Raw genomic sequence first — 19,277 nt, forward strand, 5'->3', positions numbered from 1 at the left:
CTACTTCATTTCTCTAAAGCTCATATAGACCCCAAAAACATAAAAGATAACAGAATATATAAAAAGTATAAAAATAGATTTGTAATCAAAATCACCACTTAAAACAATACTTCTAAGAGAAATAGAAGCATGAGAAAGGGGTAAAATACTTATTATTTTCTTTATGATTAAAGGCAGGTTATTCAAGGAAAAAAAAGTTCCACATAAAAAAGACATAGGCGTCATTATATAAGTAGTAAATCTATTCATATCATAATGACTGTCTATAGATAGTGCTGCTCCATATCCAAGAGCAGAAAATAAAAAACTATTTAAAAAGCATATTATTATGAAATAAATATCTATATTTATCTTAATTCCAAATAGATAGGATACCAGCACTATAAGTGCCGCGGCATACATACCTCTCAAAGCTCCTGACAATATATGACCTAATGCCATCAAAGGCATTCTGACAGGAGAGGTTAAATAATATTCAAAGCTTTTCTCATGTAATTTAGATATATTTATCCTCATAGCGACTGCATTAAAGCTAGTATTCATAGTAGAAAGAGCTATTATGCCGGGTATTATGAAATGCATGTAGGTTGAACCCTCTACTATCACATCTCTTCCAAGCCCCCATCCAAATGCTATAAGGTATAAAATAGGATTCATCACAGCACTAGAAGTAATTTTTCCAATTCTTCTTTTGAAAAAGATAAATTCTCTCCACATTACAGTAAATACTTCCATTTTATATTACCTTCCTATTTGTAAAGTTGTAAAATACGTCTTCTAAGGTGGTTTCCCTAAGAGTATAGTTTAAGCTAGTAATTTTATTGGAATACTCTATTGCATCTTCTTTATTTTTAAAATATTTGTATATAGTTTTCATCTCATCATCAAAGTATTCCATAGTGTAAGTCCCTAGATCTTTCTTAAGGTTATCAGGGGTATTCTTGTCAATTATTTTTCCTTTGTCTATTAAACATACCTTATTGCAAAGATAATCTGCCTCTTCAATATAATGAGTAGTTAGTAAAACAGTTTTTCCCATAGCCTTCATTGCCTTCAGTATGTCCCATATTTTTCTTCTGCCATTTAAATCTATACCTACAGTAGGCTCGTCCAAAAATATAATTTCTGGATCGTTTATTAATGCTTTTGCAATCATCAGACGTCTAGCCATGCCACCAGAAAGGTTCATAGCCTTTCTATCTTTATAACTCTCTAACTCCATAAATTCTAAAAGTTCAAATATCTTTTTTTTATAATCTTTAACACTAAAGAGTTTCGATGCAAAAACTAAATTTTCATATGCTGTAAGCTCTTTGTCCAGATTAGTATATTGAGGCACTATTCCTAATATTTTTTTTACGTCCTTATTATTTCTAGTCATTTTCTGACCATTGATGTATATATCTCCGCTGGTTGGCTTTAATAATCCTGTGAGCATTTTTATGATTGTAGTTTTTCCAGCTCCATTTGGGCCCAAAAGTCCTATAAAGTCTCCACTATCAATATTTAAGCTCACATTGTTTACAGCAATAAAATCATCAAACTTCTTCGTAACATTGTTTATCTGTATCATAAAATATCACTTCCAAAAAGTTTTATTTAAGCAGTCGTCTTTTTAGGAATAAAGTATGGACAATTATTTATCTTATCATCATATATATCAGCATCTATCCTAAAAACATCCTTCAATAAGCATTTATTGATTATTTTATCAGGTGTTCCCAATTCGCATAGTTTTCCATCTTTTATAACCAAAATCATATCTGAATACCTAGCAGCTTGATTTAAATCATGCAGAACCATGACTACAGTCAAACCTAAGGTTTCGTTTAATTCTTTTACCAGCTCTAAAACCTCTACTTGATAAGATATGTCAAGAAAGGTTGTAGGTTCGTCAAGTAGCAGTATTTTAGGCTTTTGAGCTAATGACATAGCTATCCAGGCTCTCTGTCTTTCGCCGCCAGAAAGTGTTGCAACAAATCTTTTTCTTAAGGAGCTAAGGCCTGTCTTTTCTAATGCCCAGTCTACTATCTCCATATCTTCTTTCCTTAGCCTTTTCCCAAACTTTAAGTGGGGGTATCTTCCATAGGATACTAGCTCTTCTACGGAAACATCTGAGGACACATTTTTTACTTGTGGTAATATAGCCAATCTTTGTGCAATAATCTTAGTATTTATTTCATCTATATTAGTTTCATCTATATAAATGCTTCCTCCTGATGGCTTCAAGCACCTGCTCATAGCTTTAAGCAATGTGGATTTTCCTGAGCCATTAGGCCCTATGATAGTCACTATCTGTCCAGAATTTATTTCGAAGTCAATATTTTTAACTGCTTCTTTATCCCCATAATTTACGCTTATGTTTTCAATCTTCATTTTCATACTAATATTCTCCTCTTCTTCTAAGTAGATATAAGAAAAACGGAGCTCCTAATGCTGACATTATAATGCCTACTGGTATTTCTGTCGGAGCAAATAGAAGTCTTGCAATAGTATCGCAGAGCATTACTATACTAGAGCCTGTAAAAATACATGCTGGTAATAGATATCTATAATCGGAGCCTATAAATAATCTAGTCATATGCGGCACTATAAGTCCTACGAATCCTAGAAGACCTACAACGCTTACTGCACTGCCTGCTAATAGTGAAGATATTATGATAAAAACAAATCTAGTCTTTTCTACATTTATCCCAAGACCTGTTGCTACTTCATCTCCTAGCATTAGTATGTTTAGTTTGTTTGGTATGAGTAAAAGCAATATTATCCCTACTATTGCATAAGGAAATATAGTATTTACATGTCGCCAGTTAGTTGCAGAAAGACCTCCAACCATAAATCCAATAACTCCAGCCACCTTATTTGGGAAAAAAGTCATTATTGCATTTGTTCCAGCTCCTAGTAGTGAAGAAACTGCCACACCAGCTAATATCAAGCGAGTAGGCACTACTCCCTCTCTCCATGCCAAAAAATATATGAATAAAGTAGCCAATAGTGCTCCAGCAAAAGCTCCTACAGGTGCTAAATAATAAAAATCTGGAAAAAGTATTAGAATAATCAATGTCATAAGCCCTGCACCAGATGAAACTCCAATTATATTAGGTCCTGCTAAAGGATTTCTCATGACTCCTTGCAATATGGCTCCAGATAAAGCTAGACATGTGCCAACAAATGCAGCAACTATGGTTCTAGGCAGTCTGACATTCCATATTATTTGATAATTTACTGTAGATTTATCAAGTAATATGGCATTTACTATTTCTTTAGGTGATATATTTACAGCTCCGTTTCCTATACTTATAAAAAAGCTGGCTATTGAAATGCATATGAATATAAATAAGATTAAATTTTTTTTCATCACTTCATTCTTTGTATCACTGCTGGCCATGTTTTCAATTCCCCTTAGTATTAGCATTTTAGACATAGGCTGTATAGCCTAAAGAGACTATACAGCCATATCATTTATTTAATTAATTAAATATTTCTGGATAAAGTATTTTTGCTAAGCCCTCATATGCCTCTGCATATCTTGCATTTGGTTTATATAGATATAAGTCTTTTGGAAGAACTATATATCTTCCTTCTTTTACTGCGGTAAGTGATGCCCATGCTGGGTTATCTTCTACGTCTTGCTTTAGTCTTTCCATTATTTTTTCCTTGTCACTTCCCATAGTTTGTACAAAAATAAAATCTGGATCCTCTTGTATTATTTTCTCCATACTAAATACTTTTGCATTTGCTGGATCAGTTTCACCATCAGATATGTTTATAGTATTAAGATCTTTAAGCATTTCTCCTACCATTGATTCTGAGTTTCTTACGGTAATGCTTTTAGCTGAAGCAAATACTATTAAAGTCTTGTAATTTTTATCTTTAGGTGCCTTTTCTATTATTGCATCTACACCCTTTTTAACTTCATTGATATGCTTTTCATACAAATCTTCTCTATCTGTTATTGCAGTGAAAAGTCTTACTGTTTTATAATAATCCTCTAAATAATCATTTCCTAAGGATATAACTTGAATATTATTTTGTTCTAGAACTGGTACCATCTCTGCTTGAACCTTGAAGCCATTAGTTACAATAACTAGGTCTGGCTCTAGTGCTAATACCTTTTCAAGGCTTGGAGCACCAGAAGTTCCTACAACTTCAGCTGACATAGCTTTTTCAACAGGCTTTTCTTCTGATTCTTCTACTCTGCCTATTACTTCTCCACCACAGCTATCCCAAATATCCAGATAGGAATTGTATAAGCAAACTACTTTTCGAGGAAGTTTTTTAATAGTTACTTCTTCTCCTCTTGCATCTGTAAATACAACATTGTCATCATTAATAGTTACTCCATATTCAGATACAGCTTTATTGGTCTCTGGATCCTTATTTTCTTTTTCTCCTTCATTGTTACTTTCATTGATATTGCTTGATACATTATTATCATTTCCTCGATTTTCTCTATTGCAGCCTACAAATATTGCTCCAACCATTACAATAATTAATAACAATGAGATTATTCTTGATTTTTTCATAAGTTATTCCTCCTAGTATTTTTTATAGTTAATTGTTTTTCATAGCATCTTTTAAATGTGATACAAATATATCCTGAATTTTTTCATTTTCGCCTAATCCATTCATGGTTACTTCTACTTGAAATCCATTGCTTATTAATATACTTTTCCATGAATCCTCTTCATCACCAGCCATATCATTCATTGCATGATCCCCAGCTACAAGCATGAAAGGCATTAACTTCACCTTATTTATTTTTTGCTCCAACAGCTGAGATATTATATCCTCTAATTTGGAACTGCCTTCTATTGTTCCAATAAATATCTTGTCTGAATACTCTTCTCTAAACTGTCTTTCTAATAAATCATAGCTACTGTCTGAATCATGGTCAGTTCCATGTCCCATGAAAACCACAGCTTCATTATTATTTAAGGCTTTTATTTCAATTGCTTCAACTGACCTTTTATAGTCTGCATCATTGTTTAGCAATGGTGCTCCTACATGTATTGTAATGTCACTATTCTTTTCTTTGAACAACTCAACCTGTCTTAAAAGCTTATTGTACTCATGTCCAGGTATTATGTGAAGAGACTGTATAAAAACTTGACAAATCCCTTCTTGTCTCATTTTTTCTAATGCTTCTGTTACATTATTTACTAATATTCCATCTCGCTTTCTTAGTTTATTGATTACCATCTGAGAAGTAAATGCTCTCTCTACTTGGTAGTCACTAAACTCTTTTTTAATTTTGTTTTCTATGCTTTCTATGCATAGTCTTCTAGTTTCTTCATAACTAGTACCAAAGCTTACTACAACAATTCCTTTTTTCATCTTGCCCTCCTTAATTTTTATTTTGTCAACATTCCTTCTGCAATGAGGTGTAGTGTATTTGTATTTAAGCAAATAAAAAAACCACAGCCTTTAAAACTATGGTTTCGTAGTATGCATAAAAAATCTATACACAAAATAACCACTTCCCACCGAAGGCTTATTTATAAAATTTACAGGCAGGTCTCCTGACTCGTGGTACTTCCTACTCTCAAAACCTTCCCAGAGAAGCTTCTCCAGTGGCAAATAATGATTTCGTTCCCACTTACAGTAGCGGGGGCTGTAGCGGATTCACACCGCTTTCCCTATTATTCTTGTTAAAGCACCTGTAATTTTTAACTATTTAATTTTATTACATTGTTACACTTTATAACTCTTGTTAACAGTCTCTATAACTTCATCTATGCTATTACATAAGCTTGTATACTCTATATTGGGACGTTGTATCATAACTACATTTACTCCTGCTTCTATTGCTCCTATAACCTTTTCTTTAGTACCTCCAACGTCTCCACTATCCTTTGTCACCATATGCCTTATATTATAATTGCAATATATGGCTTTATTAAGCTCCTTTGTAAAAGGTCCCTGAACTGCTATTATCTGCTTTGGAAGCAATCCCAGCTCTTCACATTTTTTCACTACAGAATGGGTAGGAAGGACTCTTGCATATAATCTACTGATGTCAAGAGAAGATGTGAAAGCCTGTAGATTATTGCTGCCAGTAGTCAGTAGAATATTCCCTTGAGTTTCTTTTAAATATAGTACTGCACTGTTATAGTCTGGAAAATAATGTACTCCATCATATACATGCCCTTCTCTTTCAAATCTTAAATATTGTATTCCCATAGATTTACTTGCAGCCATAGCATTTTTTGAAACCTTATCTGCATATGGATGGGTAGCATCTACTATATATTTTATATCTTTTTTTCTTATTAGCTTTTCCATATCAGTTTTTTCTAATCTTCTAGATATTATTTCTGTTATATTTTTATCAGATTCAACCAGCATTCCTCCGTACTCTGTAGCTGTAGAGGCTATTACTGGATATCCCATATTAGTCAGCAGCTCTATTATTTTTCTGCCGTCAGATGTCCCTGATAAAACTAGTATCATAGCTTATATCCCCTAGGTGTTATCATCTTTTCTTTTACTGAGTAGGTGTTTGAATTCCCCACAATAACTGTAGTAAACATATTTATTTCATGCCTTAGCATGTCTCCAAGTGTAGTTACGATAACTGATTCGCCGGCTCTTTTAGCATTTCTGACTATTCCTACTACTGTATTTTCACTTTTATATTTCAACAGTATCTCTCTGGCTATTTCTATTTGCTGTTGTCTTCCCTTACTTTTAGGATTATACAGGCATACTACAAAGTCACCTTCACCTGCACAATGAAGTCTTTTTTCAATCAGAGTCCAATCTGTAAGCAGATCGCTTAGGCTTATAGTAACATAGTCATGCATAATAGGCGCCCCTAGGGATGCTGCCGCTGCATTTGCGGCTGTAACTCCTGGTACTATCTCTACTTCTATATCACTTTTATCCTTTAATACTACTTCAAGCATTATTCCAGCCATTCCATAGACACCAGAATCTCCACTGCTAACTAAAGATACAATCCTGCCCTGTTTTGCATATTCTAAGGCTTCTGCACATCTTTCTATTTCCTTTTTCATTCCACTAGAAGCTACTTCCTTATCTTTTATCATATCTTCTAATAAATCCACATAAGTCTTGTATCCAACTATTATGTCTGATTTGTCTATAGCATTTTTAGCTTCTAAGGTCATATGCTCCTTATTTCCCGGACCTATTCCTACTACATATATCTTTCCTATTTTTTTCATCTATACTTCCTCCCATATAGATAAAGTTATTCCACTATAAGATTTTTTTCTCATTAAAAAATGTCCCTTTTTAGCTGTAAGTGCAGCACAAGGCTCACAAACTGCACCTACCCCTATGGTTTTTCTCACAAACTCTGAACACTGAAATTTATGTTCTACAGTCTTTATTTCTTCTCTCTGAACTATCTTAACAATAGTTTCATAGTGTTTTGCGGCTTCAAATATTCCTGCTTCCTTCTGTTTAACATCCACTGTTGCAAAATGCTTTATACTTCTACAGTCAATATTTAAAGAATTTAATGCTTCTGTTACTGCACATATTATAGCTTCACTGCTAATTCCTGACTTACATCCTATGCCTATTATTATGTTCTTAGGTATTAGTTGAACCTCATATATATGGTCAATATTCAAAATCCTGTTGGTTACGTAAATCCTACCTTTTGCTTCTCCCTCTGTTACTATGTTGTCAGGAAGCTCTATGCCCATATCTATATCGGATTCTATACGGACCATCTCATCATTTACTATAAGTGCTGTAACATTTTTAGCATTAGTCATGCTGGATATCTGGCAATCTAATTTTTCAGCCAATGTATCTACTGCTATTAAACCCTTCACATCTGATGCAGTAGTTATTACAGGCTGTCCTCCTATTTTATCTGCCAATAGCTCAGCGGCTTTATTGGCTCCTCCTAAATGTCCTGACAATAGACTTATTACAAACTGCCCTCTTTCATCCATGACTAATACTCCAGGGTCTGTAGTCTTATTTACTATATACTTTGCTATACTTCTGACTACTATTCCAGTAGCCATGATAAAAAGTATAATGTCATAGCTATAAAATATACTTCCTATAAATTCATCAAGCTTTCTGTCTATTGTTAATGTTTCTTCATCAGTCCATTTTTCTAATGTATAGATGTCTAAGTTCATCTCATTTAGCAATCTCTTTACCTTCTTAGCCTGATGAGTTCCCCCTTTAGTTAATGTAACTACTGCCCAGTTCACTTGGCACTCCTGTATTCATGGCTAAAATTCTTATCATATAGCTTAGATAATTCATACTCATCACCTAAAAAGTCTCCCACTAAAATCTGTGCGGTTTTAGTTATTCCTTCTGCCTTCACTTTTTCAGCTATATTGCTAAGATTTCCTATTACTATCTTTTGATCATCCCAGCTAGCCTTTTGTATCACTGCAACTGGTGTGGCTTCGCCATAATGCTCCTTTAATCTGTCTGCAACCTGATCTATCATCTGTACAGAAAGGAATATGGCCATAGAGGCCTTATGCGATGCTAGACTCTCAAGACTTTCTCTTTCAGGTACCTTAGTTCTTCCTTCTAATCTAGTGCATATTATTGTCTGTGAAATATTTGGAAGCGTAAATTCTTTTTTAATAGCTGCAGCCGATGCTACAAAAGAACTAACTCCAGGTATTACTTCACTATCTATGCCTAGCTTTTCAAGAGCATCTATTTGCTCTCTTATGGCCCCATATATACTAGGATCTCCTGTATGAACTCTAGCAACCTTCTTTCCTTCTCTGATACTCTCATCTATCACTTCTATTACTTCTTCCAATGTCATAGATGCACTATTGTACACTACACTTCCTTCTTTTCTGTCCTGTAGCACCTGTTCATTTACAAGGGAGCCTGCATATATGATTACATCAGATTCATCTATTATTTTTTTACCTTTTATGGTTATCAGCTCTGGATCTCCAGGTCCTGCACCTATAAAATATACCTTGCTCATATTAATTCACCTCTTATCTGCTGATATAATGTATATTGGATTTTGAGACTCCATCATAGTTAAACTGCCTATTGCTCTTCCTTTAGCTATGGACACGCATATAACTTCTATGTTCTCAAACTCTCCTGATTTCATAAGCTCTTGGGATTTATACAGGTTTTCTATTGTAATGGCATTGACTACTATTCTGCCGTTTGGCTTCAAATTATGTGATACCCAGTCGAATATACCTATTATGTTTCCTCCTGTTCCTCCCAATACTACCTTATCAACTTTACCTATTTGGGTTAAAGCTTCTGGAGCTATTCCTTCTATTACATCTATATTATTCACACTAAAAATACTGCTGTTTTCCTTAATAAGCTGTATGCCTTCTTTATTCTTTTCCACTGCATATACTTTTCCTTCATTAGCCACTAAAGCAGCTTCTACGGATATAGACCCTGTGCCTGCCCCTATATCTACTATAGAATCTGTACTTTCCAGCCTTAATTTACTTATAGTAATAGCCCTTACTTCTTCTTTAGTCATAGGCACTTTCCCACGTTTAAATAAGCTATCAGGTATTCCTGATGTGGCATAAGCCCATCTACTCATTGCTAATCACCACCACACAAATATGGTATTCTTTTTTCTCCGCAAATTGCTCAATGCTTCCTTTAGTTATTTTTTCATTTTCGTATGATAGATTTTCTCCCACATACATTATCTTTTGGTCAATTCCATTTATTAATAGCTCAGTAGCAATTTTATCTGGAGTCCACTTATTGTCAGTAAGCAGCCCTACCTTGTCATATTCTTTAACTTTTTCAATAAATTCACTTTTCCTACCGTGTAGGCTTCCTAAATAAGCATCTTCCCAGCTTTGTCCTATCCTTGCAAACATGTATTGCATAGAGCTTATGCCTGTTATTACATCTAATTCCTCAGCACCAAAATACTTCTTTAAATATCTAAGCATACTATAAAATCCCGTATCTCCTGAAACTACTACAGATATTTTTTTACTATCTCTATTATCATTTATAAACTCTATCATTTGAGAAAGGTTATTTCCTACTATAAAAGTAGCTTTACCACTTACATCGATGCTTTCAAGATTTCTCTTTCCTGCAATTACTATATCTGACTGTGCTATAGCACTTAGCGCCTTAGGCAATATATAATCAGTATGACCTGGTCCCAGTCCAACTACTGCTATCTTACTCATATCTTGAACTCCTCAAGCATTAATTTACCATTGCTGCATATGCCTAACATCCCATGCTTTAAAGAAAAAATTAATGTCCCAAATTTAATCTGGTCATAGGCCCTTTCTTCACATTTTTTGCTTATCTTCTGTGCAATAAAGTCAAATACTTTTTCCATATTACTTAGTAGGATAAAGTCTATAGCTTCTTCTGTAGTGTTGCTCTCCATTATGCTTTTCACAAGCAGTTGAGATCCTCCAAGGAGTGCACAATTTGCTGCAAGGGTTTCTAATCTGCCATCTGCTACCTTACTATGAGTGTTAAATATTCCAGCAGCAACCTTAATAAGCTTTCCTATGTGTCCTACAAAGAAAATCTCTTCTACATTGTATTCAACTGCTTTATCTATCATAAACCCTATATAATTGCTAGTCTTAATCAGCACCTTTTCGTTTAATTTATACTTTGCTCCAAAATCCTTCCCATAGTTTCCCGGTGAAAAAATTATTTTTTTAATACCCTGTTCCTTTAATATAGATAGTTCTAGCTCTAAAGAGCTTTTAAGTGCTTCCTCTGACATAGGCTCAACTATTCCTGATGTTCCAATAATAGATATTCCTCCTTCTATACCCAGCTTAGGATTGAAGGTTTTTTTTGCTATTTGAACTCCATCTGGCGCATATATTTTGATATTAACACCCTTATCATGAGGAAGCACCTTGCCAACCTCTGCTAAAATCATTTCCCTAGGTACTGGATTTATAGCGTATTCACCAACAGGTACTGATAGACCTGGCTTAGTAACCATGCCTATGCCTACTCCGCCTGTTATATTAATTTTTCTTTCATGGTTTCTAGTAACCTCTGCATATATTTTTAGACCATCAGTAGAATCTGGATCATCTCCTGCATCTTTTTCTATACAGCAGGTTGCACAACTATGGCTAAAAGATGGTTCTTCTACTTTAAGCCTAAGCTTCCATCCTTTTGGAGTATCTATTTCTATAAAGTCTAGTGCTCTTTTAGAAAAGAGCATTTCTGTAGCAGCTTTTGCAGCTGCTGCTGCACAAGAGCCTGTAGTATATCCGTATCGTAGTTTTTTTCCATCCTTTACTACATACCGTTCTAGCATAACCTAATCCTGTAGCATATACAAAAAGGCATTGATTATTGCTGCTGCAACAGTACTTCCGCCCTTTCTGCCTCTGGTTATTATATAGGGTACACCTAAATCTCTAATAGACTCTTTAGACTCTGCTGCTCCGACAAATCCTACAGGTACTCCTATTATTAAATCAGGCTTTGCCTTTCCTTCTTCTATGAGCCTTTTTAAAGTAAACAAAGCAGTAGGTGCATTGCCTATTGCAAATATTCTTATGCTCATATCTGAAGCTGCTTTTTCTAAGGCTATCATGGATCTAGTGATACCAGTCTCTAAAGCTTTCTTTGCTACGTCTTCATCATGAACGAAATTGAATATTTGTACTCCAAACCTTGAAAGACTTTTTTTATTTACTCCACCTATTATCATCTGAGTGTCAGAATAAATACAACAGCCTTCTTTTAGTGCTTTCTTGCCTGCTTCAATAGCCTTTGGATGAAACTCAAGTAAGTCTGCATATTCAAAATCTGCTGTAGTATGGATTACTCTTTTAGCTATTTTGCCCATGCTTTCTTCAAACTTTTTTTCTCCTAATTCTTCTGTTATTATTTCAAAGCTTCTACACTCTATTTCTTTGGGATCTTTTACATACTTATCCAATGCTAATCCTCCTCACAGTAAGCTGATATAGCTGTTTAAAGTGGTTTTACCTTTTCCGTTTCCTGTATATACATGAATATAACCTTTGTCCATTTACTCTCCTCCAATCTATCTGCTTTTATAGTCTAAGCATTTATTCAAAAACTCTTCTAAAAATTCTAAGTTGCTATAGAAGTGAATATGAGGATAGCCTGCTACTACATTATTTTTTACTAATCCGCATTTCCATTCACCTATAAATTTTTCTCTATACTTAGTTACATGATAGTAGTATTCTAGAGCATCATTTTTCTCTATACATGATCGGTGAAACTCATGGGCACGTATTTTTATTCCTGTTTTAGTCTCAACATTCACGTAGCCAAAGCGATTTAATCTATTAGTCATCATAGATTTAGCATCAAAAAATCCAACCATATTGTGATACTGTCCCTGTAAATCTACTATTCCTTCTGTAAGATACATTAGTCCTCCACACTCTGCATAAGCAGGAAGTCCATTATCAAGCAATGTTTTAATATCTGTTCTCATGGAAGTATTTTCTTCCAGATTTTCTGCAAACATCTCAGGAAATCCTCCGCCTATATAAAGACCATCTACTTCAGCTGGCACACTAGTATCTTTCAAGGGACTAAATGGTAAAAGCTGAACGCCTGCTTCTTCCATTAGCTGTAGATTATGCTGATAGTAAAAGCTAAATGCAGTATCCATTGCAATACCTATTTTAAGTCCTTTGTATTTCATAAGAATATCTTTAGCAGGATTCTCTACAGTCTCTATATCTTCCACATTAGCAATTTCTTCTAAAGCATTTAAGTCAATGTATTTTTCTACAAGCTCTACTAAGCCATCTATTTTTTGATTCAGTTCTTCTACTTCATCAGCGGGAATTAAACCTAGATGTCTGCTTTTTAAGGATATGTCTGCATTTTTGGGAAAATATCCTAAACACTTTATGCCTAAATCTCTTTCAACAACGAGCTTAAGCATTTCATAGTGCTTTTCACCACAGACCTTATTAAATATTACTCCTTTAACTTCTACGTCTTTGTCATACATCATATATCCCATTACAAGAGCTGCTGCGCTTGTGGACATGGCCTTAGCTTCAGCTACTAATATTACTGGAGTCTTTGTGATTTTTGCTACATGGGCTGTACTCCCATTGCTTCTATCTATTCCAAAGCCATCATGCATTCCCATGACGCCTTCAATGATAGATATATCCATATTCTGAATGTTTTTATTGAACAAATACCTTACAGTATTGCTGTCTAAAATCCAGCTATCTAAGTTATATGAAGGATTCCCTGTAACAAATCTATGAAAGCTGGGATCTATATAATCAGGTCCAACCTTGAAGGGTGCTACCTTTTTCCCTCTCCTAGTAAGTGCTGCCATAATTCCTAAGCTTACTGTAGTTTTGCCGCACCCACTATGTGTTCCAGCTATTACTACTCTTTTCATTACATTAACCTCCCTAATAGATATGCAAATAAAATAAATACTGATTGAGATATTTCTATAATAAATCCTATAGTATCTCCAGTATTGCCGCCAATCTTGTTATTAATATATTTTGATATTAGTATTGCTACGGCAAGTGTAGAAAATAAGGCTATTGTACTAATGGGATATCCCACTAAAAGACTTAAAATGATGGCAAAAGTTGTAGAAATGACTACTTCTTTTTTTCTACAATTCTCTATAAATGCCTTACCCATCCCCTGTCCTTTTCTAGCATATTTGTTATTTGATGCTGATAAAATAGCAGCACTACGCCCAACAACAGGCAGCATAATAAGAAGCTTAAAGTCAATATAACATGTAAATACTAGATTCCATATTAGTATCATAATTATACCAATGACTCCAAAGGTTCCTATCCTGCTATCCCTCATGATTTCTAAAATTCTTTCTCTATCTCTGTTACTGAATACGCCGTCAAATGTATCAGCCAAACCGTCTATATGAAGACCTCCAGTTATCCATATATAAATAATCCATGATAATAGAGCTATCACCGGAGCATGTACAATATCCTTGAAAAACGCAGGTATATACATAATAAAGCCTACGATTAGCCCAATAACAGGAAATAATTTTATCCCATTTATAAGGTCTTTTTCATCATAATCATAATTGTATTTTACTGGTATTCGTGTAAAAAAGGTTATCATCAATAGCAAACTTTTCATTTCAGGCCTCACTTAGTTTTATAGATTCTTCACTGACTTTAGAATGACAAGATTGTGTTCGGAACAACACCAGAATTGCCACTCTAAGTATTATGAAGAGTCTAAAGATTTTATATCAGAATAAGAGCATGTCCCCATTATATTTCTTTAAAGCTTGGGCGACAGTCTTATTTAATTTTCAAAGGAATTCCAGACACAGTAAAATATACTTCATCTGCTTGTTTTGCCAGATATTGATTTATCCTGCCTGCAATATCTCTAAATATGTTTCCCAATTTATATGAAGGCACTAGCCCCATTCCCACTTCATTAGTTACTATAATCAGCTTCTTTTTATGCTTAATGATTACTGCTAAAAGCTCTTTTACTTCTTTAAATATATTCTCCTCTAATGAATCTATTTCTTCCATAGAGCAATTATCAAAATCTATATTACCTTCTAAAAGTATATTGGAAACCATGAGAGTCATACAATCTAAGAGGACTAAATCACATTCAAGAAAATCCTTCTCTTTTTCTAATATATTGAAGCCTCTATATCTCTCAATAGTAGCCCAAGTATCAGGTCTTGAAGCCCTATGCTTTTTTATTCTATCTCGCATACCATCATCAAAGGCTATGGCAGTAGCTATATATACTATTTTCTCTCCCAGCTCCTTGGCCTTAGTCTCTGCTAGACTGCTTTTTCCACTTCTGGCTCCACCTGTGACTAAAATAAATTTGGACATATGACCTCTCCTTAACAGAATATAGTAGAATTATACGTTCATAGCTTGAGATCCTTCGCTACGCTCAGGATGACAAGATTATATGTTCAATGTGGCAACTTTTGTAACTCTGAACATAGCGAAGAAGTCTAGCCTTTCTTCTTTTTGTCACTCTGAGCGTAGCGAATGAGTCTAGGTTTCCCTCTTTTTGTCACTCTGAGCGTAGCGAATGAGTCTAGGTTTTTGAAATAGATTCTTTACTTCGTTCAAAGCAACAAGCATTGTATTTTTCAGCTATTTACATCGGTATAATATACGGAGTTTTATCTCCATTCCTTTTAAGAATATCTACTTTTACATCATATACATTTGATATGTTTTCCTGAGTCAGAACTTTTTCAGGTGTATCCATGATTTTTATTTGTCCTTTATCTAAGAGAACCAAATAATCGCTATATCTTCCTGCAAGGTTTATATCATGAAGAGTCATTATTACAGTCAACTTATTTTGTGTATTGAGCTTTTTACAAAGGTCAAGTATCCCAACCTGATATTTTATATCTAGATGTGATATTGGCTCATCAAGTATGAGTATCTCTGGCTGCTGTGTTAAAGCCCTTGCTATCATAACTCTTTGCCTTTCCCCGCCACTTATTTCATTTATACTCTTATCTCGCAGTTCCCAAGTTCCAGTACTGAGCATAGCTTCTTTTGCAATATCTATATCTTTTTTGCCTTCACTCTGAAATCTATTTAAATATGGAAATCTTCCCATAAGTACCACATCAAAAACTGAAAAATCAAATTGAATGTCAGTAGTCTGATGAACAACAGCTATTATCTTAGCTAATTCCTTGTATTTTATATTAGATACATTTTTGTTGTTCACAATAATTTTCCCATCATTGGGTTTAAGTATATTGCATATATTCTTTAAAAGCGTAGTTTTACCAGAGCCATTTGGCCCTAGTATACCTACGAAGCTTCCTTTTGGAATATCTATATCGATACTTTTCAAAATTTCATCAGTATCATATTTAAAAGTTAATCTTTCAATAACTACAGCAGAATTCATAATGTACACCTCTATATTAGCTTTCTACTCTTTGATTTTTTTAATAAATATAAGAAAAATGGTCCTCCAAATATGGAAGTAATTATTCCAACTGGTATTTCTGTGCCTGGAACTATGGTTCTAGCTAAAGTATCGCTAAGCAATAGGAATATTCCTCCACCAATAGCTGATACAGGCAAAAGCATCTTGTGATCAGCATCAAATAAAAGTCTGAATAAGTGAGGCACAATTATCCCAACAAAGCCTATTATTCCACTTACAGATACTACACAAGCAGAAAGCAAGGATGCAGTTACTAGTATCATTTTCTTTACTCTCTCCACGTTTACCCCCATATTTTGAGCATCTTCTTCCCCCATAACTATGGCATTCATTTCTCTTGAAAGTGAAACTAAGAAGACAAGACCTGCTGCTACAGGGACAACTATAACTCCTATCTGCTTCCAACTAGCTCCATTGAAGCTTCCCATAGTCCATGATACTATACTGGCCAGTTCGTCATGATTAAATATCATCATTATAGATACTCCAGCCGATAGTATAGAACTCATTACAATTCCTGCAAGAAGTATAGATGTAGTGGATATTTTATTCCCAACTCTAGCTAAATTATAGACTATTATAGTGGTAATTAATGCACCGACGAAGGCAAATATTGAAGTAATCCCAAAACCGAATACTCCTTTGTTAAGTCCTAGTACAATTCCTATGGTTGCCCCAAAGGCAGCCCCTGATGATACACCCATTACATAGGGGTCTGCCATTGGATTTTTAAATATGGCTTGATAAGAGCTTCCTACAACTGCTAATACACTCCCAACCAATGCCGCAAGTAGTATTCTTGGAAGTCTTATGCTTAATACAATAAATATATTTGACTCCTTAATATTACTAATATCAACCTTGGAGCTTAAGAAGCCAATCTTACTTGATATTATTTTCACTGTATCTTTCAAAGGAATCTTTACAGCGCCTACTGTTATAGAAAAAAGTATAGAAATAGCCAGTATCCCTAACAGTATAATGATTTTTATTTTATTGTTTTTTCTCATGTACTATCACATACCTTAATGTAGTCTAAAAGCTTAATTTGTTAACTATATTTTTATTAAACATTTCAACAAGTACCTTTAATCCTTCATCTATTAGCCTTGGTGAAGGCCTGCTGAATACATCTCTATCTACTATTTTGTAATTATTATTCTTAATAGCCTTTAATCCCTTATAGTTGTCACTTGTAGTCATTGTTTCATAATCTGAGTCTGGTCCAAATATAATATCAGGATCATTGTCTATAAGCTTTTCTAAGCTATAGCTCCAGCCTGTCACATCATCCGCTACATTTATTCCTCCAGCTACTCTTATGATTTCTGATATAAAAGTATCCTTCCCTGCTGTATACTCACCATATTGTCCTGTGCCAACTACATAATAAGCTTTTGGTTTATTCTTTACATTGCCAGTATACATCTTTACTGTCTCTACCTTTGACTTCATAGTTGAAACTAAGGCCCTTGCTTCATAGTTTTTATTTACCACTGCACCTATTTTTAATGTATAGTCATACATCTCTTCTAATGTTTTAGGTGATTCTTTAGCAAGTACTGATAGCTTGCCTTCTTTAAACTTGTTTAAAATTTCTTCTTTATAATGAGTAGCAGCTATTACAAGGTCTGGATTAATATCTATAACCACCTCAACATTAGGCTCATACATACTCCCTACTTCTTTTATAGCTGAAACAGCCTTAGGATAGTTACAATATTGGGTTCTACCCTTAACCTTGTCTCCTGCTCCTATGGCAAATAGAGTTTCTGTCACATCTGGCGCTAATGATACTATAGTGCTTGGCTCCTTAGCTACAGTATACTTAATTTCATTGCTTTCTATTGTCACTGGATAAGATATGTTTTTTTGCTTATCAGCTCTTATACCATTAGTGCCTTTGTCCCATTTAACATCATAGCCTAATGTTTCAAGAATAAATCTAAGTGGCAAATACACTTCCTGTCCATTTTTGTATGACTTTGAATCTAGGGTAAAATCTGTATTGTTTACTTTAACCTTGTTTGTATTCAATGTAAATCTCAATTCTACTTCTTTATTTTTTACTATTGCCGTACTTTGATTTAGTGTAAAGTCTAAACCAAGGCTTTTTAAGCTACTTCCCGCTACAAAGGTCCTTCCGTCCTTTAATTCTGTAGTTAAGACTTTTGTACTGCCATCAAACTTTAAGCTAGTAGATGCAAAAGCTAATCCTGAAAATAGTGCTGTTATTAAAATTGAAATTAACAATAATCTAGATATATTTTTCATTTTTGTTTCCTCCTGTTTTTTTATTGTTCCATATACTTTTTAATTGCATATATGATTTTCATGTTTTCTTCTCTTTTTCTCACTGCTATCCTTATATATTTATCTGATAGGCCTTCAAAATCCTTACAGCTTCTTACGAAGATTTTTTTATCTAGCAAGTACTCCTTTAATGACTCCGAAGTATGTCTAAGAAGTTTAATTAAGAAAAAGTTTGTTTCACTAGGAATTATCTTGATATCAGGTATGCTTCTTAGCTCATTGTATAAAAATTGCTTTTCTTCAAAATACCATTGTTGAGTTTGCTTCAAATATTGGTCGTCCTTTAAAAGTAAAGGTATGCTTCTAAGGGCAAGACTATTTATAGTCCAAGGCTCCTTCATTTCATTAAGCTTAGATACGATATCCTCTCTCCCAATTCCATATCCTATCCTTAAACCTGGTACTGCATATATCTTAGTCATTGACCTAAGTATAAATATGTTATATTCCTCAACGAATGACATGCAAGACTCTTTATCAGTGAAATCTATAAATGATTCATCTATAAATAAATATGCATTTATTTCTTTAAGCTTATCTAGCACAGGAATTAGCTCCTTGCTTTCAGTAAATACTCCTGTAGGATTATTGGGATTGCATATAACTAATACATTTGGCTTTATATGGTCTATAGTAGAAATAAGTTCTTCTATTTGTAGGGTAAAATCTTCTTCTTTAGTATAGTAGTTATATATGCTGCTTCCTGCCAATTCAAAAGCCTTGCTATATTCAGTAAAAGTAGGCTTCACAATGAGTACTTTTTCGGCTCTTATGCTCCTAGCAAATAGATATATAAGCTCTGTAGCTCCATTACCAAGTATGAAGTTTTCACTTTTCAAGCCTAGATGATGAGCCAAAAACTCCCTTCCACTTATCCCATCTATTTCAGGGTATCTCACCATTTCTTCCAGTTCTTTTTTTAAAGCTTCTATCAATAGCTCAGGCACCCCTAACGGATTTATATTGACACTAAAATCCGTTATTTCCTGATGATCTTCTCCATAGTATCCTCCGTGTTTATTCATGCGTACTTT

21 protein-coding genes and 1 riboswitch are annotated in these 19,277 nt (G+C 34.2%); all 21 genes read right to left on the bottom strand.

The window, feature by feature from the left end:
- The 21 genes from QO263_RS17105 to cobD all read right to left on the bottom strand — a co-directional run bounded on the left by QO263_RS17105 (nt 1) and on the right by cobD (nt 19,268).
- On the bottom strand, nt 1-735 hold the full coding sequence (locus QO263_RS17105) for an ABC transporter permease (protein WP_285624093.1): 735 nt from the start codon (nt 733-735) through the stop codon (nt 1-3).
- Between the two features lies 1 nt (nt 736).
- Entirely contained in the window at nt 737-1,573 is an 837-nt protein-coding gene (locus QO263_RS17110; protein WP_285624095.1) for an ABC transporter ATP-binding protein, read from the bottom strand.
- Nucleotides 1,574-1,599: 26 nt separating this feature from the next.
- Complete coding sequence (locus QO263_RS17115) at nt 1,600-2,382, bottom strand: ABC transporter ATP-binding protein (protein WP_285624097.1); 783 nt, start codon at nt 2,380-2,382, stop codon at nt 1,600-1,602.
- 1 nt (nt 2,383) lies between these two features.
- Nucleotides 2,384-3,388, bottom strand: coding sequence for a FecCD family ABC transporter permease (locus tag QO263_RS17120; RefSeq protein WP_285624098.1), 1,005 nt, complete (start codon nt 3,386-3,388; stop codon nt 2,384-2,386).
- Nucleotides 3,389-3,470: 82 nt separating this feature from the next.
- Nucleotides 3,471-4,526 (bottom strand): ABC transporter substrate-binding protein, encoded by a 1,056-nt coding sequence (locus QO263_RS17125; RefSeq protein ID WP_285624099.1) that lies wholly within the window; start codon nt 4,524-4,526, stop codon nt 3,471-3,473.
- Nucleotides 4,527-4,554: 28 nt separating this feature from the next.
- Nucleotides 4,555-5,337 (bottom strand): sirohydrochlorin cobaltochelatase, encoded by a 783-nt coding sequence (locus QO263_RS17130; protein WP_285624100.1) that lies wholly within the window; start codon nt 5,335-5,337, stop codon nt 4,555-4,557.
- A gap of 158 nt (nt 5,338-5,495) precedes the next feature.
- Nucleotides 5,496-5,679, bottom strand: a riboswitch (cobalamin riboswitch).
- Between the two features lie 15 nt (nt 5,680-5,694).
- Nucleotides 5,695-6,453 carry a precorrin-6A reductase gene (gene cobK / locus QO263_RS17135; RefSeq protein WP_285624101.1) on the bottom strand — a complete coding sequence of 253 codons (759 nt, stop codon included), beginning with the start codon at nt 6,451-6,453 and terminating at the stop codon, nt 5,695-5,697.
- Nucleotides 6,450-7,190, bottom strand: coding sequence for a precorrin-3B C(17)-methyltransferase (cobJ, locus tag QO263_RS17140; protein ID WP_285624102.1), 741 nt, complete (start codon nt 7,188-7,190; stop codon nt 6,450-6,452). The genes cobK and cobJ overlap by 4 nt, the downstream gene beginning before the upstream one ends.
- The gene (gene cbiG / locus QO263_RS17145; protein ID WP_285624104.1) at nt 7,191-8,204 is read right to left on the bottom strand and encodes a cobalt-precorrin 5A hydrolase; all 1,014 of its coding nucleotides are present in this window, start codon (nt 8,202-8,204) and stop codon (nt 7,191-7,193) included. It abuts the gene before it with no gap.
- Nucleotides 8,201-8,956, bottom strand: coding sequence for a precorrin-4 C(11)-methyltransferase (gene cobM, locus QO263_RS17150; protein WP_285624107.1), 756 nt, complete (start codon nt 8,954-8,956; stop codon nt 8,201-8,203). The genes cbiG and cobM overlap by 4 nt, the downstream gene beginning before the upstream one ends.
- 6 nt (nt 8,957-8,962) lie before the next feature.
- The gene (gene cbiT, locus QO263_RS17155; protein WP_285624109.1) at nt 8,963-9,553 is read right to left on the bottom strand and encodes a precorrin-6Y C5,15-methyltransferase (decarboxylating) subunit CbiT; all 591 of its coding nucleotides are present in this window, start codon (nt 9,551-9,553) and stop codon (nt 8,963-8,965) included.
- On the bottom strand, nt 9,546-10,166 hold the full coding sequence (gene cbiE / locus QO263_RS17160) for a precorrin-6y C5,15-methyltransferase (decarboxylating) subunit CbiE (protein WP_285624111.1): 621 nt from the start codon (nt 10,164-10,166) through the stop codon (nt 9,546-9,548). The genes cbiT and cbiE overlap by 8 nt, the downstream gene beginning before the upstream one ends.
- Nucleotides 10,163-11,278, bottom strand: coding sequence for a cobalt-precorrin-5B (C(1))-methyltransferase CbiD (gene cbiD, locus QO263_RS17165; RefSeq protein ID WP_285624112.1), 1,116 nt, complete (start codon nt 11,276-11,278; stop codon nt 10,163-10,165). The genes cbiE and cbiD overlap by 4 nt, the downstream gene beginning before the upstream one ends.
- Nucleotides 11,279-11,281: 3 nt before the next feature.
- Nucleotides 11,282-11,908 (bottom strand): precorrin-8X methylmutase, encoded by a 627-nt coding sequence (locus QO263_RS17170; RefSeq protein ID WP_285624114.1) that lies wholly within the window; start codon nt 11,906-11,908, stop codon nt 11,282-11,284.
- Nucleotides 11,909-12,016: 108 nt separating this feature from the next.
- Nucleotides 12,017-13,375: a cobyrinic acid a,c-diamide synthase CobB gene (locus tag QO263_RS17175; protein ID WP_285624116.1), complete on the bottom strand. Its 1,359-nt coding sequence runs from the start codon at nt 13,373-13,375 to the stop codon at nt 12,017-12,019.
- Nucleotides 13,375-14,106: an adenosylcobinamide-GDP ribazoletransferase gene (gene cobS, locus QO263_RS17180; RefSeq protein WP_285624118.1), complete on the bottom strand. Its 732-nt coding sequence runs from the start codon at nt 14,104-14,106 to the stop codon at nt 13,375-13,377. Before cobS ends, QO263_RS17175 begins: the two co-directional genes overlap by 1 nt.
- Nucleotides 14,107-14,273: 167 nt before the next feature.
- Nucleotides 14,274-14,834, bottom strand: coding sequence for a bifunctional adenosylcobinamide kinase/adenosylcobinamide-phosphate guanylyltransferase (cobU, locus tag QO263_RS17185; RefSeq protein ID WP_285624121.1), 561 nt, complete (start codon nt 14,832-14,834; stop codon nt 14,274-14,276).
- A gap of 277 nt (nt 14,835-15,111) precedes the next feature.
- On the bottom strand, nt 15,112-15,888 hold the full coding sequence (locus tag QO263_RS17190; protein WP_285624123.1) for an ABC transporter ATP-binding protein: 777 nt from the start codon (nt 15,886-15,888) through the stop codon (nt 15,112-15,114).
- Between the two features lie 11 nt (nt 15,889-15,899).
- On the bottom strand, nt 15,900-16,940 hold the full coding sequence (locus tag QO263_RS17195) for a FecCD family ABC transporter permease (protein WP_285624125.1): 1,041 nt from the start codon (nt 16,938-16,940) through the stop codon (nt 15,900-15,902).
- A 25-nt stretch (nt 16,941-16,965) separates the two neighbouring features.
- Nucleotides 16,966-18,204, bottom strand: a complete 1,239-nt coding sequence (locus tag QO263_RS17200) for a helical backbone metal receptor (protein ID WP_285624127.1) — start codon at nt 18,202-18,204, stop codon at nt 16,966-16,968.
- Between the two features lie 20 nt (nt 18,205-18,224).
- Nucleotides 18,225-19,268: a threonine-phosphate decarboxylase CobD gene (cobD, locus tag QO263_RS17205; protein ID WP_285624129.1), complete on the bottom strand. Its 1,044-nt coding sequence runs from the start codon at nt 19,266-19,268 to the stop codon at nt 18,225-18,227.
- Nucleotides 19,269-19,277: the final 9 nt, after the last annotated feature.

The organism is Proteiniborus sp. MB09-C3 (assembly GCF_030263895.1).
Classification (GTDB): Bacteria; Bacillota; Clostridia; order Tissierellales; family Proteiniboraceae; genus Proteiniborus.